This is a genomic window from Nonomuraea sp. NPDC049607, from assembly GCF_040675375.1.
Lineage (GTDB): Bacteria > Actinomycetota > Actinomycetes > Streptosporangiales > Streptosporangiaceae > Nonomuraea.
This window is the reverse complement of sequence record NZ_JBFAOV010000014.1, coordinates 42,963-63,817: the sequence shown is the minus strand read 5'-3', so window position 1 is coordinate 63,817 and position 20,855 is coordinate 42,963. Positions and strand designations below refer to the sequence as shown.

Here is a 20,855-nt window from a genome sequence, read left to right as displayed (position 1 = left end):
GCGGGAGTGGTGCTGGCCGTGCTCGTCAGCCGGCTGGACGACCTGGTCGAACTGTTCGTGTCCCCGGCGGCGAACGCCGGACCGGTGCCGAAAGGAGAACGTCATGTCGATGCTCGTCACCGGGATGATCCTGGTAGGGGCGCTGTGCCTCTTCGACCTGGTGCTGACGCTGGGAGTGGTCAGACGGCTGCGGGAGCACACCGACCAGCTCCAGAGCCTCCTGTCCCACGGTGACCGTTCGCCGGGGAGGGTCCGCGGGAGCGTCGGCGACTTCCTGGCCACCACCGTCGACGGCGAGCCGGTCTCCCGCGACCTGCTGACGGGCGAGACCCTGGTCGCCTTCTTCAGCCCCGGCTGCACGACGTGCCGGGAGACGCTGCCGGAGTTCGTCGAGTTCGCCCGCGGCCTGCCGGGCGGGCGGCGGCAGGTCCTCGCCGTCCTCGCCGGTGACCGGGAGGACAGCGACGAGATGGTCCGCACGCTCACTCCGGTGGCCCGCGTGGCCGTGGAGGAGTTCGACGGCGAGCTCAGCCGGGCCTTCGCGGTCGACGGGTTCCCCGCGCACTACGTCGTCGACAGCACCGGCGCGCTGCTCGCCACCGCGCCCGACGTCGCCCTGCTGCGGGCCACGAGGGCTGCGTGAGCCGGGAGCCCCGGACATCCCCCGGCGCGTTCGCGGCCACCGCGGCGCGTGCCGTGGCGCTGACGTTCCGGTCGACGCCCCTGCACGGCCTGGCGTACCTGGTGTGCACGGCGGCGGTCGCGGTGGTCCCGATCGCGGTGGCCTGGCTGACGAAGACCGTCCTGGACCGGTTGACGTCCGCGCCGGGCTCGCCGTCCGGGCTGGTGGGGTCCGCGGCCGGGCTGGCGGCGGCGGGGGTCGCGCTCGGGGTCGTGCCGCGCGTCGCCCAGTACCTGCGGGCCGAGATGGAGCGCAGGGCCGCCCTCCGGGCGCACGACGAGCTGTTCGCGGCGGTCGAACGGGTGGCGGGGGTGGCCAGGTTCGAGGATCCGCACTTCCAGGACCGGCTCCGGCTGGCCCAGCAGAGCGCGTCCGCGCCGGCCAGGACCGCCGACGCGGTGTTCGAGGTGGTACGCGGGGCGCTCACCCTGGGCGGGTTCCTCGGCTCGCTGACCGTGATCAGCGCGGAGTTCACCGTCGTCGTGCTGGCCGCCGCCGTCCCCACGGTGGTCCTGGAGCTGCAGCTGTCCCGGCGGCGCGCCGCGATGATGTGGCGGATCGGCCCGATGGAACGGCGGCAGATGTTGTACGGCGACCTGCTGGCCAGCGCGGCGGCGGCCAAGGAGATCCGGCTGTTCGGCCTCGGCGCCTATCTCCGCGGCCGGCTGGTCGCCGAGCGGCGCGCCGCCGACGACGCCCGGCGGCGGACGGACCGGCGGGAGGTCGTCGTCCAGGGGGCGCTGGCGGCGCTGTCGGCGGTCATCGCCGGTGGCGGCCTGGTGTGGGTCGTCGTCGCGGCCGGGCGGGGGCAGGTCACGGTGGGTGACGTGTCGATGTTCGTGGCCGTCGTCGCCGGACTGCAGGGGGCGCTCGGCGGGCTGATCACGTCGATGGCCGGGGCGCACCACCAGGTGCTCCTGTTCGGCCACTACGTCGCGGTGGTCGACGCCGGGCCGGACCTGCCCGCGCCGGACGATCCGGCGCCGCTGCCCGCGCTTCGCCACGGCATCGAACTGCGCGACGTCTGGTTCCGCTACAGCGACGACCATCCGTGGGCGCTGCGCGGCGTCACCCTCTTCCTCCCCCATGGCGCCTCGACGGCACTGGTCGGCCACAACGGCGCGGGCAAGAGCACGCTGGTCAAGCTGCTGTGCCGGTTCTACGACCCCACCCGGGGGGCGATCCTCTGGGACGGGGTGGACCTGCGCGACGTGCCCGTGGAGGAGTTGCGCCACCGCGTCGGCGCGGTGCTCCAGGACTTCATGACCTACGACTTCAGCGCGGCCGACAACATCGCCATGGGCGACCTGACGGCGCTCGGCGACCTGGAACGCATCCGCGGCGCGGCCGTCCGGGCCGGGATCGACGGCACCCTGTCCCGCCTGCCCCACGGCTACGGGACGCTGCTGACCCGGCTGTTCTTCGCCGACGACGAGACCGACGACCCCGGGAACGGGGTGATGCTGTCCGGCGGCCAGTGGCAGCGGGTGGCGCTCGCGCGGGCCTTCCTCCGCGAGGACCGGGACCTGATGATCCTCGACGAGCCGAACGCGGGCCTGGACCCCGAGGCCGAGCACGAGGTGCACGAGCGGCTGCGGAGGATGCGCGACGGCCGCAGCAGCCTGCTCATCTCCCACCGCCTCAGCACGATCCGGGACGCCGACCTCATCGTCGTCCTGTCCGGCGGGCTGGTCGTCGAGCAGGGGCGGCACGCCGACCTGCTCGCCGCCCAGGGCACGTACGCCCGGCTGTTCACCGTTCAGGCGGCCGGTTACGCCGAGGAGCCGGTGGAGCCGGTGACGCGATGAGTGGAGGGGAACGCCGTTGAGACCCGCCTTCGCCCTGCTGACGGCGGTGGGGTGTGTGCTCGGGGCGTCGGCCGCGGTCGCCGTCCGGCTGCGCCGTCGCTACCTTGTCATCACGGTGGCGGGCGTGAGCATGGAACCGGCCTACCGCGACGGCGACCGGGTGCTGGTCCGGCGGACGTCCCTGGACGCGGTCCGGCGCGGCCAGGTGGTGCTGCTCGCCGGCAGACTCACGGAGATGTGGCCGGAGATGGCGGCCGAGGCCGCACTCACCACCGACCCCCGCGCGCCGTCGGGCCGACCCGTGAACGGCCGGGAGCCGTCCGGCGGGCCCGTCGCGGCGCGGGAGCCCGTGGACGAGCCGTTCCGGGTGGTCAAGCGCGTGACCGCCGTGGCCGGCGACCCGGTCCCCCATGAGGTCGCCTCCTTGCCGGACGCTCCCGGCCGGGTCGTGCCCGACGGATGCCTGGTCGTGCTCGGCGACAACGCCGCCGCCTCACGCGACTCGCGGCACTTCGGCTACGTACCGGCGGACTGGCTGCTCGGCGTGGTGGTCCGGCGCATCGCCCCGGCGCCCGGCGTCAGGCACGAGGACGGCGGACGCGCGGCACGGGCTGGCCACGCCGGGCCGCCTCGGCCGCCAGCCGCTTCCTGAGCAGCCTGCCCTGGCCGAGGAACGAGCGGCCGCGCTCGCGGCGGTCGCCCGGCAGGCTCCAGTCGTTCAGCGCCCGCTCGACCCGCACGCTCAGCCGGTCGCCCGCTCCGGCCGCGCTCCCGACCAGCACCACGTTCTCCTGCCACTCCATGGCCGGGCCGTGCCGGTGGAAGGTCAGGCACACCGGCCCGTCGGCCGCCTGGACGCCTGCGGGCAGCCGCAGGTCGAAGCCGTCCCCGGTCCGTACGGCCGATCGGGTGCGCACGGCCAGCGGCATGCCGTCGGCGACCATGGTGACGACGGGCCCGCCCAGGCGGGCGGCACGGTCGGCGAAGGGCCGCCAGTCCACCGGCGGCGCGGACCGGCTCGGCAGCCGGGGGCCCGAGGGGGCCGGGTCGGAGGCGGGCGCCACGACCCGCGCCGGGCTCGTCCAGACGTCGGGCGTCCTGGACAGGTCGCCGTCGGGCCACCGGACGATCCGCTCGGGGGTCACCTCCACCCAGACGCGGGCGAAGTACCATCCCAGCCGCTTCACCACGAACCACGGCAGCCCGGCGAACCCGGCGCCGGTCTTGGCCATCGACTCGCGGACGTACCGGTCGGTGCCGGCCTGCAGGTCCGCGTCGCGTACGGTCGCCCGGCCCTGCACGAGGACGACGGGCGCCCGGTCCGGGCCGCCGTCCCCGGAGCAGAGCAGCGCGACGCGCGGGTCGCGGCGGGCGCGCTCGGCCTTGTCCGGGTAGGTGAGCCCGGTGCTCACGTCGAACGTGCCGCCCGCGCCGACGTACGGCGTGACGGGCCAGGTGACGGGCCGGCCGTCGCGGGTGAGCGAGGCGTACTCGCAGACCAGGGCGCGGTCGAAGATCTCGGCCACCTCGTACGCGGTCGGTGCGGATGTCGGTACGGACGCGGTCATCACGGCTCCAGGATCGTGATCGCGGGGACGGGGGCGGCGTACAGGCGGGCGAAGCGCCGCCGGTAGGCCGGCCACCAGAACAGGCGGAACATCAGCCGGGCCACCAGCGGCAGGTCGGCGTACGACGCCGCGAGCAGGCCGGCGTCCGCGCTTGAGGCGAGCCAGCCGAGGATGACGGGGACCCGGCGGCGGCCGAAGTCGTCCATCGCCCGGCGTCTGTCGGCCTCGACGTCGGCGGGGGTGAGGTGGCCGAGCATGAGCGGCACGGCGGTCCGCTCCTCGTGGTCGAGGTGCTCGTTGACGAGCTCGTGCAGCCGCCGCAGCGTGGGCGCGCGCTCGGCCAGGGGCGTCCGGCGGTCGGCGGCGGCCTCGATGAGCGGGTCGAGCAGGGAGTGCTCGGACTCCAGCTCGGCCAGCGCGTGCGCCGCCTCCGGGGCGCGGCCGGCGAGCTTGGGCCACAGGGTGGCGTCCTCGTGCGAGTGGTGGGCGTGCAGCATGTCGAGCACGAGCGCGAGCTGCTCCTCCAGCAGCTCCTCGTGCGCGTCGTCACGCGGGTCGCCGCACGCCTCGGCCAGGCGGCCGAACTCGGCGCGGAAACCGGCGTGCATCATCAGGAAGCCGGTCAGGTGTTCTGGTGTGATCATCAGTCTGTTCCCTCACGTGTCGGGAACAGAGTGCGCGGCCCGTCTCTATGTGCACTTGTCGAGGGCTTGGCGGGCCCTTGTCAGCCAGTAGGCCGCGCCCGCCCGTTCCAGCAGGCGCACCGCCGCCCGCAGGTGGGCGCGTGCCCCGTCGCGGTCGCCGAGCGCCAGCAGCGCCTCCCCCAGGTGGCCGTCGTACGCGCCGTCCACGGTGGTGCAGGTGCCGTTCACGTGCAGCAGCCCGGCGAAGGGGCGGAAGGCGTCGTAGACCTCCCGCACGACGTCCGCCTCGCCGAGCCGGATCGCCGCGTGCAGCCGGCACATGGTGGCCATCGCCCAGTGGTAGTCGCGCGGCGGCGCAGGCGTCTCGCGCAGGAGCCGGCGGGCGCGTTCGTGCTCGCCCAGGTCCGCGAGCCCGTTCGCCAGGGCGTAGGCGGGCCCCGCCAGGCCGGTGCGCCGGGCCGCCTCCTCGATCCAGGCCACCTCCTCACCGAGGCGGTCCTGCTGGATGAACGTCTCGGCCCGTTCGGCGAGCATGGACACCTCGAAGTAGGCGAGGTCGGCGAACGACAGCGTGGCCCTGACGGGCTCGACGTGCCGGGCCGGTTCGGGCACGCCCTGGAACAGGTCGAGCCCCACGTGCGCCACCGCCGCCTGCAACGCCAGCGTGGGATTGTGCAGCTCGCGCAGCGGCGTGCCGAGCTCCGCCAGCAGCTCCCGGGCCTGCGCGACCCTGCCGTGCACCGTGAGATGGACGACGAGGTGGAGCTGGGCGATCACCCGGAGCTGGGCCGACAGGTCCGGTTCAGCCAGCAGCCGCCGGGCGGTCCCGGCACGTTCCTCGATGAAGTCCTGTCCCTGCATGGCGAGCAGCCGCAGGTGGAGCACGCGCCGCAGCAGCTCCCGGTCGCCCAGCCGCTCGGCCGCCGCCACGGCCGCCGACGACACCGCGCCGACCTCGTCCTCGCGACCGGTCTGCGCGAGCACGACGGCCCGTACGGCCTGCGCCGTCGCCCAGGCCGGCGAGGACGGCGGCAGCTCGCGCACGGCCCGGTCCGCCGCCTCCCGCAGGGCGGCCACGTCCAGGCCGTACCGGAAGGGCACCCAGACGCCGTGGCCCATCGCGATGTCGGCGGCCCTGACGGCCCGGTCCAGGTCGTCGCCTGCCATGGCGAGCGCCTGCTCGACCGCCTCGTAGCCCTCGTCGTACCGGCCGGCGGCATAGCGGCTCTCCGCCAGCCCGACGGCCAGCTCGAACCGCTCGCCCGCGCCGGCCCCGGCGGGCTCGGCCGCCGCCAGCGCCTCCTGCCAGGACACGGCCGCGTCGTCGGGCGCGTGCCGCCGCAGGGCCGCCCGCGCGGCGCGGGCGGCGTAGTCCATCGCCATGCGGGCGGGCTCGGCGCCCAGCTCCGCCGCCGCCAGCCAGTGCCGCGCGATCACCGCCGCGCGGTCGTCCCGGTCCCCGTGCAGCTGGGTCAGGACGCTCGCGACCTGCTCGTGCACCCGCGCCCGCCACAGCCGCGACCGGCGCGACGACAAGGCGTCGGTCACCAGGGCGTGCGCGAACTCGTAGCCGCCCAGCCGGTAGGACGACTCCCGGATCAGCCCGGCGGAGAGCGCCGCGTCGAGCGCCGGCAGCAGGTCGCCGACCGTGCCGCCGGCGACCCGGGCCAGGACGACCGCCTCGAACTCGTCGCCCATCACGGCGGCGAGCTCCAGCACGCGGGCCGCCTCCTCCCCCAGGCCCGCCACCCGGTGCAGCACGACGTCCAGCACGCCTCGGGGCAGCTCCTCGCCCGCGCGGGCCAGCTCGGCGAGGAAGAACGGGTTCCCGGCGGTACGCCGGCGCAGCTCCTCGGCCCCGCCGCTGCCCGGGTCGCGGCCGGACAGCTCCCGGACCAGCGTGCGCACCTCGTCGGCGGCGAGCCCGTCCAGGCCGAGCCGGCGCGCGCCGAGCCGCGACAGCGCCGACAGCGTGGCGGTGAGCGCCGACGCCTCGTGCCGCCGGAAGGTCGCCACCACCAGCAGGCCCGGCCGGGCGGTGGAGGCCACGTGGACCAGCAGCCGCAGCGTCGCGTCGTCGGCCGCGTGGACGTCCTCCAGCACGACGACCGCCGGGCCGACGGCGGCCAGGAACGTGCCGACCGCCTCGAAGAACCGCAGCCGCGCCCCCTGCGCGTCGGACGCCGGGACGGCCGCCGGCCCGCCCGACAGGAACGTGCCGACCTCGGCGGGCAGGGCGGCCCGCGGGGCCGCGGCGGCGAGGTCGCGCAGGACCCGTTCCCACGGCCACAGCGCGGGCGCGGTCTCGTGGTCGGGGCTCGCCCCCCATCCGACGGGCACGTCGGCGGTCGCGCGGAAGCGCTTCAGCAGGCTCGTCTTGCCGACGCCCGGCTCGCCGTCCACCAGCACGACCTGCCCGGCGGCGGACGACGCCTTCGCCGCCTCGGCCAGGAGCTCCAGCGCGCCCTGCCTGCCGACGAAGGGCGGCCGGTCCGCGGGAGGCTCGGGGGTCCCGGCCGTCCGTGCCCGCGGTCGCTGCGCGGAAGACGGGGAAGACGGGGTGGCGGGGCGGTCCGGCGCGAGCAGTGCGGCGTCCTGGCGCAGCACCGCGCCTTCGAGGTCGCGCAGCCGCGGCCCCGGGTCGATGCCCAGCTCCCCGGCGAGCACCTCCCGCACCCTGCGCAGGCACGCGAGGGCCGCCGCCTGCCGGCCCGCCCGGTAGTGGGCCAGCACCAGCAGTTCCCAGGCCCGCTCGCGCAGCGCGTGCTCGCGGACGAACGGGTCCAGCCGCGCGACCACGTCCGTGTGGCGGCCCAGTTCCAGCAGGGCGGCGGCCAGCCCTTCCACGGCGTCCAGGCGTACCTGTTCCAGACGGGCGATCTCGGGCTGCGCCCACTCCAGCGCGCGCACATCCGCGTACGGGTCGCCCCGCCACAGGTCGAGCGCCTCGGTGAGGGCGTCCGCCGCCTGCTCGTGCCGTCCGCCGGCCAGGTGGCCGGACCCGGCCGACACGAGCGTCCCGAAGTCGGCGGTGTCGAGGGCGAGGCCGGCGGTCATCAGGCCGTACCCGTCGGCGGCGCTCACCAGGACGGCCGGGGTCGTGCCCGGCCGCCGGTCGGGCTCCAGGCGGCGGCGCAGGTTGGAAACGTACACCTGGAGGCTCGCCTGGGCGCTCGGCGGCGGGTCGCCGGACCACAGCCGGTCGGCCAGGAGGTCGGCGGGGAGCACGCGGCCGGCGTGCATGACGAGGAGGGCCAGCAGGGCTCGCTGCTTCGGCGGTCCGACCGGTACGGCCTGCCCGGCCACGACGAGTTCCATGGGCCCGAGGACGTTCAGCCGCACGCGCCCATGGTAGGGGCCGCCGTTGAACCGGTCCAGATGCCGCATTTCCCACACCGCCCGGCCCGCCCTGACCGGCTTGCCGGGCGGACCCGGTTCAGGCCGGGGCGGGCAGGTCGATCGCGGCGAGCCTGGCCGGGTCGGAGACGATGTGGATGCGGGTGATCCGGCCACCGGTGACGACGAAGGCGATGACGGACAGCGGGGTTCCGTCGGCGCGCCAGGACATGTGCCCGGGGATGCCGTTGACCAGCACGGGCCGCTGGACGGCGACCTCGCCGCCGAACCTGCGGGCGCCGGTCGCGACCGCCGTGGCGCCGAGGGTGACGACCATGCCGCCGGGGGTGTCGACGGTCAGCTTCACGTCCGGGTCGAGGACGCGCAGCAGCGCCTCGAAGTCGCCGCCGAGCGCGGCGGCGCGGAACGCCCGGACTGCCTCCCGATGCTCCCGGCCGGAACTCACGGGCCGGTCCGTGGCCCGTACCTTGCGGCGGGCGCGGGCGGCGGCCGTCTTGGCGGCGTCGGCCGACCTGCCGAGGATCTGGCCGATCTCCTGGAACGGCACCGCGAACAGATCGTGCAGGACGAACGCCAGCCGCTCGCCCGGGGAGAGCGAGTCGAGCACGACGAAGAGGGCCAGTCCGACCGAATCGGCCAGCACCACCTGCTCGTCCGGCGCGGGTTCGTCGGCGGGCGTCACCACGAGGTCCGCGAACTCCTGCCCGTAGGCCGTCTCGGGGTGGGCCCGGCGGGATCTCAGGAGGTCCAGGCTGATGCGGCCGACCACGGTGGTCAGCCAGGCCGCCAGGTTGTCGATGGCCGCCTCGTCCTGGCGGACCAGGCGCATCCAGGCTTCCTGGACCACGTCCTCGGCGTCGGCGTGCGAGCCCAGCACGCGGTACGCGACGGCGCGCAGCCGGTCGCGCTGGGCCTCGAACGCCTCGGTCAGCAGGCCGGACGGGTGGGCGTTCACGGCTTCCGCTGCTGCCGGAGCGAGACCCGGTTGCCGTCCGGGTCCACCGCCTCGACGCGCACGCCGAACGGGTAGTCCACGGGTTCCGGCTCCTCGAAGGTGACACCGCGCCGGCGCATGATCTCGAAATCCTTGCGCAGGTCGTCGGATTCCAGGATCAGCGGGCCGGGCGAGCCGTTGCGGTCCGCGCCGCCCGGTTGTCCGGCGGAGTCGGCGTGCGGCCACAGGAGGATCTGCACCGGGCTGCCGGGGACGCCCACGGTGAGGAATCGCCCGCCGGGCGCGGGGGCGTCGATGCGCTTCTCCAGGCCGAGGCCCTCGGTGTAGAACTCCAGCGCGCGGTCCTGGTCGGTGACGTAGACCGTCGTGTACATGATGGTGGTCAGCATCCTGCTCTCGTTTCACTCGTCGGTGCGACGACCGTTCGTTCTCGGTCGCCACCCCCATGACGAGCGCCGGCGGGAAAAGGTAACACGGCTGGTCCGTCCCGATTCGCCGGCCCGGCGCAGTCACGGCTTTACGCGGGGGGAAAACTCGTTCACGATCACTGCGAGGGGGTGCCGGCTCGATCAGAAGGGAGCCCCATGCGGCTCTGCAGACGGTCCTTGGGAGCGATTGGCCTCACCCTCGGATTCCTCACTCTGGCGTTGTTCCTCGCCGTGCCGGCGATCGGCCCGACCGGGGGGACGGCGCTGGCCTCCGTCCCGAAGGCGAAGGGCGTCCCTGTGGCGCAGGGCGTTGCGGCGAAGGGGGTCGCGGTGTCCGCCGACGCGCCGCCGACCCGTCCCGGCGGTCTGCGGCCCTGTCCGGTGCCGTTCGCCGCCAACCCCACCGGTTACGCCTCCATCTGCTGGTCTGCCTCCTCGGACGACACGGGGATCGCCGGCTACGACCTGTACCGCCTGGACCCGGGCGGCTTCGTCCTCGCCAACACCACGACCAGCACCGTCGGCGGCTTCTCCGGCGAGCTGAACCACCTGTACACGATGTACGTCGTGGCCAGGGACCTGGCGGGGCACCTCAGCCCGCCCTCCGCCCTGATCACCGTCCCGGCGACGCTCGGGATGACCCCGACCACCTCGCCGACCCCGCTGCCGGGCGACCACGTGCCGCCGTCCAAGCCGTCCGGGCTGCGTGACGCCTGCCTTCAGGACTATCCGGGCGTCACGTTCTGCTGGCAGCCGTCGAGCGACAACGTGGCGGTGACGGCGTACGACGTGTACCGCGAGACCGCGACGGCGTACGACAAGGTCGGCACGGTCCTGCCGCCGAGCCTGAACTTCGCCGAACCCGGCCTGGTCGTCGGGCAGCGTTACACCTACGTCGTGGTCGCCAAGGACGCCGCCGACAACCTCAGCGTGCCGTCGGACCCGTTGTCCGCGCTGGCCAGGGAGGGTCTTCCGTCGCCGAGCCCGTCGACCGGGCCGGCGTGCACGGTGACGTACCGCGCGATGACGGCCGGGCCTCGCCTGGACGCCGAGATCGTCGTGCGCAACACCGGCACGGCCGCGGTCGACGGGTGGACGCTGACGGCCGACTACCCGGCGGCGGCCGCCGTGCGCCTCGTCTCGGGCTGGTCCGCGAACTGGACCCAGGCCGGTACGGGGGTGGCCGCCGCGAACAAGCCGTGGAACAAGGTCATCGCCGTCGGGTCGGCGACCCAGGTCGGGTTCACCGCGGCGTTCAGCGGGGCGCCGCCTTCGCCGGTGAGCTTCGCCCTCAACGGGAAGACCTGCGCCACCGGCTGACCTACGCCCGGCTTCGGGGCTGCACGTCGGGGCCGATCACGACGGTCAGCCCCGACGCTGCTCGCCGGGGCCCCAGCGAGCGTGCGCCCGCGGTGACGGGGGCCGTGTCATCGTCGGCCGCAGCTCACGCTCGTAGTGCGTCGAGGAGGCGGGACAGGGCCGCCTGGGTGTCGGCCAGATCGTCGGGGGCGGACTGCGCCAGCCAGAGCGCGGCCTCGTTCATCGCCCCCGACAGCAGGCGGGCCAGCGGCGCGACCGGCTGGGCGGGGATGGAGCCGTCCGCGACGAGGGCGGCCAGCGCCTCGGTCAGATGCCGGACACTGGTGGCCTCGTCGATCGCGCGCCACTCGTTCCAGCCGAGCACCGCCGGGCCGTCGATCAGCATGATCCGCTGCACCTCGGCGTCGGCGCCGGCCGCGACGAACGCCGCGCACCCCGCCTTGAGCTGCGCCCACGGGTCGCCCTCGGCCTCGGCCGCCGCGGCCACCCGGTCGGCCACCTCGCGCTGCACCTGTTCCAGCACGGCCCGGAAGAGCTCGGGCTTGCCGCTGAAGTGATGGTAGAGAGCGCCCTTGGTGACGCCGGACTCACCGACGATCTCCGCCAGGCCCACCCCGGCATAGCCCTTGGTCGCGAACAGGCGTCTTGCCGTGATGAGCAACGTACGCCGCGTGCGTTCCTTCTGCTCCGTCCTGGTCACTGTGTCCCCTTTGACATACCGACGGTATCCCAACTAGCGTACGCCCACATACCGTTGGTACGTGAAACTTGGAAGGAGCAGCGCATGGAACTGAGCAGCGTGTATCCGGTGGTGTGCACGGCCGATCTCGCCGCGTCGAAGGACTTCTACGTCCGGCTGTTCGGATACGAGGTGACCTTCGAGGCCGACTGGTACGTGAGCCTGCGCCGCGGGCCGTACGAGCTCGCCCTGCTCGACCACCGGCACCCGACGCTGCCCGCCGCCTACCGCCGGCCGGTCGCGGGACTGCTGATCAACTTCGAGGTCGCGGACGTCGACGCCGAATGGGAGCGGCTGGTCGTGCGCGAAGGGCTGGCCCCGGAGCTGACGTTGCGCGACGAGGACTTCGGCCAGCGGCACTTCATCGTCGCCGACCCCAACGGCGTCCTCGTGGACGTGATCACGCCGATCCCGCCCTCGGGCGAGTACGCGTCCCAGTACGCGCCCGCCTGAGTTCGGCCCGGCGGGATTCGGGCTGGACCCGTCGCGCTCATGGGGAAATCATGGGAGGGTGCGCATGGCCTTCGCCCATGAGGCGACGATCGACATGGAGGCGCACGGTGACGTGCGCGCCCCCGGCGCGGCGATCACCGTGGCCCTGTGCGGGCACTGGGAGCACGAGCCGCCCTGCCCGATCGCCCCGCACCACACGACCGCCGAGCGCCGGGACGGCGCCGTCCACCTGCGCGTCCTGTTCGCGGCCGACGCGGAGGCGGCGGACGAGGTCCGGGCCCGCATCGACGCCGCGCTCGCCCGAGGGGCGCTGGAGGGCCCCGACGGGGTCACGACCCGATGGCGGCTCCTGGACACCCGCCCCGGACGCCCGCACGCCGAGGAACTGCCGCACGCCGAACGTCTCCGGAACAGCTGAATTCCACCGAATCCCGGCGGCCCGAACCAGTACGCCGACCACGTTTTCCCGCGTCAGTGAAGGAGCCCCGATGACCGCCGATCCGCCGATGGCCACCGATCCGACGATGGCCCGGATCGGCCAGGGGGTGGAGTTGCACCACCAGCAGGGGCAACCCGAGGCCGCCCGCGACTTGTTCGCGCGGATCTGGGACGACATCGGCGGCGAGCAGGGCGACCCGCTGCACGTCTGCGTCCTGGCCCACTCGATGGCCGACGTGCAGGACGACGTGCGGCAGGAGCTGATGTGGGACCTGCGGGCGCTCGCCGCCGCCGACCGGGTCACCGACGAGCAGGTGGCACAGGCCGGGGTGGCGCTTCCGGTGGCGGGGCTGTACCCGTCGTTGCACCTGAACCTGGGCGAGTGCTATCGCAGGCTGGGCGAGCTCGACCGCGCCCGTGGGCACCTGCGGCAGGCCCGGGCGCGGATCGACATGCTCGGCGACGACGGGTACGGGCGACTCGTCAGGGGCGGCCTGGACCGGCTGGCCGGATTGCTGGGCGAGCCCGCCTGAGCGGCCGATCCCGACACAACGGCTTTCTCGCCACCATTTTCCATCGCATTCAACGCCATTTCCGGCGAATATCGAGCACCCGCAATACTGGCTGAAATTCTCGACTGCGCGACGAACAGAGAATTGCGTTCTGCGGGAGTGTGAAAAGGAGTCCGAGCGGCGATATCACTTTGAGTCATCGGACAGTGCCGCTCTGTCGCAGAGCGGCACACCGGTCTCCGCAGGAGGAGAGTCTTTGATCTCGAAGAGCAAGAAGAACGTCCGTTCCGTGGCCGTGGCGCTCGCCGCGGCCACCGCCTTCACCGCCACCATCCCGATCAGTCCGGCCTTCGCCATCGACCACGTCCAGTGCGTCGGCGGGGAGAACTTCCTGAAGATCTGGTCCCACCTCAACGGCCGCGACAGCGTCGACTGCTACGCCAACCGCGGAAGGACCGACTTCGGCGGATGGTGGGTCGACCGGATCTCCACCGGCAACAACGACCTGATCTACTACGACGCCAACGGCGACTCGGTGAAGATCGAGCGCTGGCACGAGATCAGCTTCCCCAACCGCCCCCCGAAGGTCACCTCCATCGAGATCCTGTGACGGGCTGACATGCTGCGGCGCCGGCTCGGCGAGCGGGCCGAGCCCAGCGGGGCCGTGACCACCGCCGCCCACCGCCGCCAACCTCGCCCACCTCGACGGGCGGAGTGACGCAGCCGTGCGCCCACCCGGTGACGGATCACCGGGTGGGCGCGCGGCGGCGGGGGTTACGCCTCTTCGGACACGCCCAGGTACATCACGTTCGGGTGCGCCGGGTTGAAGGCGATGGAGGTGACCCGGTCGTACGGGTTGTGGTTGATGGTGACGCGGTTCTTACGGGTCTCGTACTTGTAGATGTCGGTGCCGATCCCGGACCAGCCGGTGCCGAAGTCGAAGTAGAGGACGTCGGCGTCCTTCGGGTGCGGGGCGAGCAGGGGCCCGTTGGGAATGGTCACCGTGGCGCTCTGATCCACGACGGAGGTGAAGTTCCTGCCTCCGTCGTCGGAGCGGTAGATGTGCCGGCCGTCCGACGGCGCGCCGCCCTCCGTCTCCGCCATGTCGAGCCCCATCGCCCAGACGACGTTCCCGGCGGCCGGGGAGATCGCGGCGCTGAACACGTTGACCCGGCCGCCGGGCTCGGTCAGCCCCTCGGCCGAGGTCCAGGTGCGGCCGCCGTCGAAGGTGACGCGGGCGCCGAGGTCCGAGGCGCCCAGCACCACGTGGTCCAGGTCGCGCGGGTCGAACACCGCCGTGTAGGACATGCGGGTGTTGCTCGGCGTCCAGGCCGGCACCCCGACGGGCTGCCACGTGCGCCCGCCGTCCAGCGACTCGCGCAGCTGGCCTTCGAGGTCGGACGTCCGCAGGCGGTCGCCGTTGCCCCGGTCCACGCCGAGCCCGATCAGGTCGCCGCCGGGCGCGGTGAGCGGCGTGACGCCCTCGGGCGTGGCGAGCGCGACGTTGCCGTCGCGGTCCCAGGCGTAGGCCCGGCCGCCGCGGGCCGCGACCAGCTCGATGTACCAGCCCTTCATCTCGCCGGCCACGTTCCAGGTGCAGCCCGCGTCCTTCGAGGCCAGCAGCTGCCTGTTGGACATGGCCAGCAACTGGTTCGGGTTGTCGAGCGCGACGAGTCCCGTGGTGTAGACGATCGGCCCCAGCACCTTGCTGGTGGACGCGATCTTCTTGCCGTCGTTCCACGCGTACGTCACGGAACCGTCACCGGCGACCGTCTGGCAGGACGGCCGGCTCCAGCCCGCGCCGTCGAAGCCATCGCCTGAGTTGCTCGCCATGGCCGGCGCGGCGGCCGACAGGACCGTCAGCGCGGTCGCGATTCCGATGGTGAACGCCTTCTTCAACACTGCCTCCCCGACAGGAATGTCTTAGATGTCCGGTTCTATCGGTGAACACGGCACTCAGGCCAGCCCTGACGGAGGCAGGTTCAGGCCATGGCAGGTATCTGACACACTCTTTGATCATGAACGCGCACGACAACGCCCTCGCGGCCGTCGGGGTGGACGCCGAGGACGAGCTGATCTACCGAGCCCTGCTGCACCGGCCGCGCGCCACGCTGCCCGAGCTGGCCGCGCACACCGGCCGCACCACGGTGGCCCTGCGCCGCGCGTGCTCGCGGCTCGAAGCGCTCGGCCTGGTCAGCCGCATGGCGGGCCGCCCGGTCCGGTACGTGCCGACCAGGCCGGACGTGGCCGTCGCCGCCCTCATCTCCCGCCGCGAGGAGGGGCTGGCCCAGGCCAGGCTGGCCGCGCTCGCGCTGCTGGCCGAGACGCCGCGCACGGAGAACCTGGCCCCCGAGGAACTGGTCGAGGTGGTGCAGGGGCAGGCGGCCGTGGTGCAGCGGTTCACCCAGTTGCAGCAGACCGCGACCGAGGAGCTCCTGGTGCTCGACCGGCCGCCGTACGCGCAGGACCCGTCCCAGCAGAACGCGCCCGAGATGGAACGTCTCGCGCACGGCGTCCTGGTACGCGGTATCTACGACGCCTCGGCCCTGGAGATCCCCGGCAAGCTGCGGCTGGCCCAGGAGTCGGCGGCGGCCGGCGAGCAGGCCAGGGTCAGCCCCGAGGTGCCCATGAAGCTGGCCATCGCCGACCGGCGGACCGCCATCCTGCCGCTGAGCACCCACGCGTCCGCCCACTCCGACAGCGCGGTCATCGTGCACTCCTCGTCGCTGCTCGACGCGCTGGTCACCCTGTTCGAGGTGCTGTGGCGGTCGGCGCTGCCGCTGCCGCTCTTCGACGCGCACTCCCGCCCGGTCGACCTGCCGGACCCCGAGCTGTTCGCGCTGCTCGCGGCCGGGCTCAAGGACGAGGCCGTCGCGCGCCAGCTGGGGGTGAGCCTGCGCACCGTGCACCGCCGGGTCAGCGAGCTGATGGACCGGCTCGGCGCCCGTACCCGCTTCCAGGCCGGCCTGCTCGCGGCGCGCCGCGGCTGGTGGGACGCGGACGCCTGACCCCGCGCACATCGGGCCGGGGCCGCTGCCGCGCAACGGCTTCGTCCGCGAGGGGGTGCTGCGCTCCTCCAACTGGGCTCGGGCTCCTCGTCCGGGAGTGGAAGCCGGCCGCGCGGAGCTGGGCGGCGTCCCGGACAGGCCGCTCATGTCGGCGGCCCGGTCCATGACCGGGCGTCCCGATGGGCGTAGCATCGCAACATGATCTTCACTGCGGGAGAGGCCGACGTCGCCGTCGTCCTGGGTCCGGGCGGCCCTGTGGGCACCGCCTGGCTCCTCGGCCTGGCGGCGGGCCTGCGCGAGGCGGGCGTGGAGCTGTCGGAGGCCGATCTGCTCGTCGGCACCTCGGCGGGCGCGATCGCCGGAGCCGCCCTGGCCGTCGGGCGCGACCTGGACGAGCTCGCCGAGCTGCCACCCGCGCCGCCGGAAGGCCGGATCGGGGACCCGACCGTGATGCCGCGCGTCCTTCGGATGCTCAACACGCCCGGCGCCGACCCGCACGAGGCGCTGCGCCAGGTCGGCGAGCTCGCCCTGCGGGCGGACGCGCTGCCTGAGGAACGGCATGTGGCCGCCATGGAACGGCTCGTGGGCACCACCACCTGGCCCGACCGCCCGCTGCTGATCACCGCCGTGGACGCCGGGAGCGGCGAGCACGTGGTCTGGACCCGCGACAGCGGCGTGCCGCTGCACCTCGCCGTCGCCGCCAGCAGCGCCGCGCCCGGCCACGCCGCCCCCGTCACCATCGGCGCGCACCGGTACATGGACGGCGCACTGGGCGGCGGGTCCAACGTCCACCTCGCCGACGGCGCGGGCACGACGGTCCTGGTCGAACCGCTCGGTCACATGTTCCCGGGTCCCCGAATCGAGGCGGGGGTGCGGATCGTGCCGGACGAGGCGGCGCTGGAGGCGTTCGGGCCGGACGTCGGTGACCGGAGCCGGTGGGGTCAGGTGTACGAGTCCGGGCTCCGCCAGTCCGCCGGCCTCGCCGACCGGATCAGGCCGTACCTGGTGGGAGGCCGTTCCGGCCCGGTCTGAGCGCGCGGCCGACCGTCTCAAGTCCTAGGACCATCGCCCGATCCGCCGTCCGCGGGCCGAAGGTCACACTGTGACGCGTGCTCGTCTCCCCACCGCGCGATCGCGCCGTACGTCTCTTCCTCGTGGGCATGTTCGTCGACGCCCTCGGCAACGGCCTGTACGTGCCGCTGACCCTGCTGTTCATCCAGCGGGTCACCGGCCTGCCCATGCCCGTGGTCGGTCTGGGCATGACGCTGGCGGCCACGGTCGCGCTGGCCGCGAACCCGGTCGCCGGGGTGCTCATCGACCGGTTCGGCACCCGTACGGTGCTGGTGGGCACGTACGTGGTCCGCGCGCTGGGCTTCGCGCTCTACCCGCTCGTGGACGGCTTCGGCCCGCTGGTCGCGGTCGCCGCCGTCATCGCGGCCGCCGACCGCGCGTACTACCCGGCCGCGAGCAGCCACGTGGCCGTGCTCGCCAGGGGCGAGGGCAGGGACCGGCTGTACGCGATGCAGGCCACGGCCCGCAACGTCGCCTTCGGGCTGGGCGGTCTGCTGTCCGCGGCCGCCGTGTCGCTGGCCGGTCAGACCGGTTTCGCGCTGATCGCGGGGCTCAACGCGGTCAGCTTCGCGACGGCCGCCGCCTGCCTGCTGTTGCCCCGCCGCACCGAGAATCCGCGCGGGACGGGCGCGCTGGAACCCGGCAAGCCGCGCGAACGGGGCGGCTACCGGCGGGTGCTGGCCGATCGGCCGTTCATGGGGCTGGTGACGGCCGAGGGGGCGTTCACGCTGACGCACCTGCTGCTGCCGGTGGGCATGCCGCTGTACGTCGTCCCGGTGCTCGGCGCCTCGCCCGCCCTGCTGGGCCTTCTCTACACCGTCAACACGCTGCTCGTCGCCGCGGGGCAGCTTCCCGTACGCCGGTGGCAGCGGCGCGCCCGGCGTACGCACGCGATGGCGCTGGCCGGAGCCGTGTTCGTGCTGGCCTGCGGCCTGTACGCCGCGACGGCGCTGCTGCCCGCCGGCCCGCCGCGGATCGGCGGCCTGCTGGCCGCCACCCTCGTCTTCACCCTCGCCGAACTCCTGCACACCGCCCCGGCCGCCACACTGGCCGCCGGGACGGCCCCTCCGGCGCTGCGCGGCCGCTACCTGGCGGTCCACCAGATGACCTGGTCGGTGGGCCAGGTCGTGGCGCCGGTCGCGTTCTCGGCCCTCGCCGGCGCGGCCCCGCCGCTGATGTGGGCCGCGCCGGCCGCCCTGCTGGCCGTGGCCTGCGCGGGGCTGCCGCGGCTGTCGCTCCGCCTGCCCGCGGAGGCCGTGGCGGCCCCCGTCGCGGCGGGGAGCGGCCGCGCGCACGGCCCGGCGGCGTGAAAACGGCCCCGGCGCCGAAGCAGCGGATCGCGGCAGGCGCGCGTTCCTAGGTCATGAACGCTGAGATTGTCGCTCGCGCGTCGCCGCCGGTCGCCGCCGGCGACGCGGTGGTGACCGGCCTGTATCGCGAGCATCGGCTCGCCCTCGTACGCCTGGCCGTGCTGCTCGTCGGCGATCGGGAGAGCGCGGAGGACATCGTCCAGGACGTCTTCTCCCGGTTGCACGGGAAGAGTCCTGACGTCCTCACACTGTCGTACGTGCGCGTCTGCGTGCTGAACGCCTCGCGCTCGCTCCTGCGCAGGCGTGCCGTCGCCGCCAGGGCGCTGGTGCGGCGGCGGGACGAACCGGTGGACTCGGCGGAGACCATCGCACTCCTGGGCGAGTCGCGGCAGGAGATGCTGACGGCGCTCGGCCGGTTGCCCCGGCGGCAGCGCGAGGTTCTCGTCCTGCGTTACTACCTCGACCTGTCCGACGCCGACATCGCCCAGGCCACGCGCCTGCGGCAGAGCACGGTACGGTCCACCGCTTCCAGGGCTCTGGAGCGGCTTGAGCGCGAGCTGGGAGGCGGAGCATGACCACGATCGAGGATCGGCTCAGGGACGCGCTGGCGGCCAGGGCCGGGACGGTCGGCGACGACGGGCGGCCCCGGGTCGTGCCGTCGCCGCGCCGGGCGAGGGTCGCCGCGCGGTGGTGGTGGACGCCGGTGGCGGTGGCCGCCGCGACCGCCGCCGTGGTGGGCGTCACCGTCCTGGGAACCCGAACGATCGGCTCCGCGCCGCCCTCCCCCGCAACCCGGCCGACGCCGTACTCCGGCCGCCTGTCGCCGCCGGTCGGGCAGGTGTGGCCGGGGGCGGTGCACGAGATCCCGGCGACGGGCCCCGGCGGCCGGGTCTTCAAGCCGGACGCCTTCGTCACCGACCGCGTGCTGGTGGGCCGGACGCTCACCGCGAACCGGCTCGACGGCATCTGGTCGTACGAGCTCGACAAGCGGCTGTTCACCCAGGTCGCGCCGCTGACGGACCTCGGGGTGGCGAACGACGCGGTGGTCGTCGGCGACGGGTACGTCGCGTGGTCGTCGTACCGGGACGGCAAGTCGGAGATCTGGGCGGTTCCCGTCACCGGGGGCGTCCCGCGGGCGATCGCGACGCTGACGGCCGTGATGTCCAGCGACAACGCCTACTCCGGGATCAAGAAGCTGGCCATCGCCGGCGGTATGGCCGTGTGGTCGCCCCCCGACGGCGGCGTCTACCGGGTGCCGCTCAAGGGCGGGAACGTCTCCCTGATCCCGGGGACGAAGGGCTTCTACCTGGTCGAATGGCCCTGGGCCGGCTGGCCGGCGCACGATACGACCGTCGACCATCCCATCACCCGTCCCTTTCAGCAGTTGAAGGACGTGCTGACCGGCAGGTCCAGGAACGCGGTCGCGCAGAAGGGACGCTCGTCGTGGAGCGACTGCGGCCCGACGTGGTGCTTCAACGGGACCGCAGCCTGGCAGCGCGACGGAACGCACCGCCGCGACCTGCCCGGCACGGCCCGGGGAACCCTCCTGTCCGGCCGATTCGTCCTGCTCGACCAGAGGGACCCCGGCGGCGGGCAGAGCCTGGCCGTGCACGACGTCGCCACGAAGCGCACGGGCCTGCTCTTCCCCGTGCCGACGCGCAGGGGCGACAAGGCGCCGCCCACCTTGTACACCCACGAGGGAGTGATCTGGTACCGGACCGGCAAGGGCACCCAGGTGGTGATCGACCTGAAGGCCGCCGGACGATGAGCGAGGGCCGGGGCGGCCGCCCCGGCCCTCGCTCAGGGTCGGGCGTCGAGCCATTCCTGGAAGGTGGGCCCGGCCAGCACGGCGTGCGGGCCGGGCAGGAACGCCCCCTCGGCGGCGAGCGCGGCGTCGGGCATGCCCGAGCCGTCCACACCCACGACCTGGACGCCCCGGCGGGCGCCGAGCAGTGCGGCCGCCTCCGCCAGGATCTCCTTCCGGGGGCCGGCGATCTCGGGGACCGGCGTCCCCGGAACGGCTTCGCCGAGGGCCAGGTCGGCCAGTTCCTCGGCGACGGTACGGCAGGCCACGAGCTGGGAGGGCAGCGCCGGGACGTGGGCGACGTCGCCCTGCCGCCAGTCCAGGAGCTGCCCGACGAACTCGTGGAACTGCGCGGCCCGCAGGACCCGCACGGGCAGCGGGCCGGACCGGAGCAGTTCCTCGTGCGCCTTCTTGGCGGCGAGGAACCCGGCGGTGGCCCGGTCGACGCCGATGATCGAGGCGACGGCGATCCGGGCGACCCCGGCCTTACGACCGTGGTCGTGCAGGTTGCGGGCCGACGTGCGGAAGAACTCCGTCGCGGCCCGCTGCTCGGAGGCGTGCCACGAGGCGACGTCAATGACGATCTCGGCCCCGGTGAGCGCCTCGGCCAGTCCCTCCCCGGTGATGACGTCCACGCCGGTGGCCCGGGACATCGGCACGACCCGGTGTCCCCGTTCGGTGAGGACGTCGACGACGTGGCGTCCCAGGCGGCCGGTCGCTCCGGCCACCGCGACAGTGGTGGTGTTGTGCATGTCGGA

The 20,855-nt window shown here is 74.0% G+C and carries 21 protein-coding genes; 13 read left to right on the top strand and 8 right to left on the bottom strand.

Annotated elements, in window-relative coordinates; all coding sequences use genetic code 11:
• The first annotated feature begins 103 nt into the window (after window positions 1-103).
• Genes AB0J97_RS26505 through AB0J97_RS26495 form a run of 3 tightly spaced genes read left to right on the top strand, consistent with a single transcriptional unit; the run spans window position 104 to window position 3,142 of the window.
• Complete coding sequence (locus AB0J97_RS26505; protein ID WP_364092883.1) at window positions 104-643, top strand: TlpA disulfide reductase family protein; 540 nt, start codon at window positions 104-106, stop codon at window positions 641-643.
• The gene (locus AB0J97_RS26500) at window positions 640-2,490 is read left to right on the top strand and encodes an ABC transporter ATP-binding protein (protein WP_364092881.1); all 1,851 of its coding nucleotides are present in this window, start codon (window positions 640-642) and stop codon (window positions 2,488-2,490) included. The genes AB0J97_RS26505 and AB0J97_RS26500 overlap by 4 nt, the downstream gene beginning before the upstream one ends.
• 16 nt (window positions 2,491-2,506) lie before the next feature.
• Window positions 2,507-3,142 carry a S26 family signal peptidase gene (locus tag AB0J97_RS26495; RefSeq protein WP_364092879.1) on the top strand — a complete coding sequence of 212 codons (636 nt, stop codon included), beginning with the start codon at window positions 2,507-2,509 and terminating at the stop codon, window positions 3,140-3,142.
• Here AB0J97_RS26495 and AB0J97_RS26490 read toward each other — a convergent pair.
• From AB0J97_RS26490 to AB0J97_RS26470, 5 genes are all read right to left on the bottom strand, one after another.
• Window positions 3,069-4,058 carry a hypothetical protein gene (locus tag AB0J97_RS26490; RefSeq protein WP_364092877.1) on the bottom strand — a complete coding sequence of 330 codons (990 nt, stop codon included), beginning with the start codon at window positions 4,056-4,058 and terminating at the stop codon, window positions 3,069-3,071. The genes AB0J97_RS26495 and AB0J97_RS26490 overlap by 74 nt on opposite strands.
• Window positions 4,058-4,702 carry a hemerythrin domain-containing protein gene (locus AB0J97_RS26485; RefSeq protein WP_364092875.1) on the bottom strand — a complete coding sequence of 215 codons (645 nt, stop codon included), beginning with the start codon at window positions 4,700-4,702 and terminating at the stop codon, window positions 4,058-4,060. Before AB0J97_RS26485 ends, AB0J97_RS26490 begins: the two co-directional genes overlap by 1 nt.
• Before the next feature lie 45 nt (window positions 4,703-4,747).
• On the bottom strand, window positions 4,748-8,044 hold the full coding sequence (locus AB0J97_RS26480; RefSeq protein WP_364092873.1) for a BTAD domain-containing putative transcriptional regulator: 3,297 nt from the start codon (window positions 8,042-8,044) through the stop codon (window positions 4,748-4,750).
• A 94-nt stretch (window positions 8,045-8,138) separates the two neighbouring features.
• Entirely contained in the window at window positions 8,139-9,014 is an 876-nt protein-coding gene (locus AB0J97_RS26475; protein WP_364092871.1) for a sigma-70 family RNA polymerase sigma factor, read from the bottom strand.
• A complete protein-coding gene (locus AB0J97_RS26470) occupies window positions 9,011-9,403 on the bottom strand; it encodes a VOC family protein (RefSeq protein ID WP_357701680.1) in 393 nt (130 codons plus the stop codon). Before AB0J97_RS26470 ends, AB0J97_RS26475 begins: the two co-directional genes overlap by 4 nt.
• A gap of 216 nt (window positions 9,404-9,619) precedes the next feature.
• On the opposite strand from AB0J97_RS26470, the gene AB0J97_RS26465 reads away from it, so the two are divergent.
• Window positions 9,620-10,762, top strand: coding sequence for a cellulose binding domain-containing protein (locus AB0J97_RS26465; RefSeq protein WP_364092868.1), 1,143 nt, complete (start codon window positions 9,620-9,622; stop codon window positions 10,760-10,762).
• A gap of 124 nt (window positions 10,763-10,886) precedes the next feature.
• Here AB0J97_RS26465 and AB0J97_RS26460 read toward each other — a convergent pair whose 3' ends face one another.
• On the bottom strand, window positions 10,887-11,462 hold the full coding sequence (locus AB0J97_RS26460; protein ID WP_364092866.1) for a TetR/AcrR family transcriptional regulator: 576 nt from the start codon (window positions 11,460-11,462) through the stop codon (window positions 10,887-10,889).
• A gap of 84 nt (window positions 11,463-11,546) precedes the next feature.
• Here AB0J97_RS26460 and AB0J97_RS26455 point away from each other — a divergent pair, with 84 nt between their 5' ends.
• The 4 genes from AB0J97_RS26455 (at window position 11,547) to AB0J97_RS26440 (ending at window position 13,514) form a co-directional block, all read left to right on the top strand.
• Window positions 11,547-11,954, top strand: coding sequence for a VOC family protein (locus AB0J97_RS26455; RefSeq protein ID WP_364092864.1), 408 nt, complete (start codon window positions 11,547-11,549; stop codon window positions 11,952-11,954).
• Between the two features lie 64 nt (window positions 11,955-12,018).
• Complete coding sequence (locus AB0J97_RS26450; RefSeq protein ID WP_357701672.1) at window positions 12,019-12,372, top strand: hypothetical protein; 354 nt, start codon at window positions 12,019-12,021, stop codon at window positions 12,370-12,372.
• 70 nt (window positions 12,373-12,442) lie between these two features.
• On the top strand, window positions 12,443-12,925 hold the full coding sequence (locus AB0J97_RS26445; protein ID WP_364092862.1) for a hypothetical protein: 483 nt from the start codon (window positions 12,443-12,445) through the stop codon (window positions 12,923-12,925).
• Window positions 12,926-13,160: 235 nt separating this feature from the next.
• Window positions 13,161-13,514, top strand: coding sequence for a beta/gamma crystallin domain-containing protein (locus AB0J97_RS26440; protein ID WP_364092860.1), 354 nt, complete (start codon window positions 13,161-13,163; stop codon window positions 13,512-13,514).
• Between the two features lie 164 nt (window positions 13,515-13,678).
• Here AB0J97_RS26440 and AB0J97_RS26435 read toward each other — a convergent pair whose 3' ends face one another.
• Window positions 13,679-14,803, bottom strand: coding sequence for a hypothetical protein (locus tag AB0J97_RS26435; protein ID WP_364092858.1), 1,125 nt, complete (start codon window positions 14,801-14,803; stop codon window positions 13,679-13,681).
• Between the two features lie 119 nt (window positions 14,804-14,922).
• Here AB0J97_RS26435 and AB0J97_RS26430 point away from each other — a divergent pair, with 119 nt between their 5' ends.
• The 5 genes from AB0J97_RS26430 to AB0J97_RS26410 all read left to right on the top strand — a co-directional run bounded on the left by AB0J97_RS26430 (window position 14,923) and on the right by AB0J97_RS26410 (window position 20,061).
• The gene (locus tag AB0J97_RS26430) at window positions 14,923-15,912 is read left to right on the top strand and encodes a helix-turn-helix transcriptional regulator (protein WP_357709152.1); all 990 of its coding nucleotides are present in this window, start codon (window positions 14,923-14,925) and stop codon (window positions 15,910-15,912) included.
• Window positions 15,913-16,110: 198 nt separating this feature from the next.
• Window positions 16,111-16,944: a patatin-like phospholipase family protein gene (locus AB0J97_RS26425; protein WP_364092856.1), complete on the top strand. Its 834-nt coding sequence runs from the start codon at window positions 16,111-16,113 to the stop codon at window positions 16,942-16,944.
• 77 nt (window positions 16,945-17,021) lie between these two features.
• Window positions 17,022-18,293: an MFS transporter gene (locus AB0J97_RS26420; RefSeq protein WP_364092854.1), complete on the top strand. Its 1,272-nt coding sequence runs from the start codon at window positions 17,022-17,024 to the stop codon at window positions 18,291-18,293.
• Between the two features lie 53 nt (window positions 18,294-18,346).
• Entirely contained in the window at window positions 18,347-18,868 is a 522-nt protein-coding gene (locus AB0J97_RS26415) for a sigma-70 family RNA polymerase sigma factor (RefSeq protein ID WP_364092852.1), read from the top strand.
• Complete coding sequence (locus AB0J97_RS26410) at window positions 18,865-20,061, top strand: hypothetical protein (protein WP_364092850.1); 1,197 nt, start codon at window positions 18,865-18,867, stop codon at window positions 20,059-20,061. The genes AB0J97_RS26415 and AB0J97_RS26410 overlap by 4 nt, the downstream gene beginning before the upstream one ends.
• A 32-nt stretch (window positions 20,062-20,093) precedes the next feature.
• Here AB0J97_RS26410 and AB0J97_RS26405 read toward each other — a convergent pair whose 3' ends face one another.
• Window positions 20,094-20,849, bottom strand: a complete 756-nt coding sequence (locus AB0J97_RS26405) for an NAD(P)H-binding protein (protein ID WP_364092848.1) — start codon at window positions 20,847-20,849, stop codon at window positions 20,094-20,096.
• Between the last annotated feature and the right edge of the window lie 6 nt (window positions 20,850-20,855).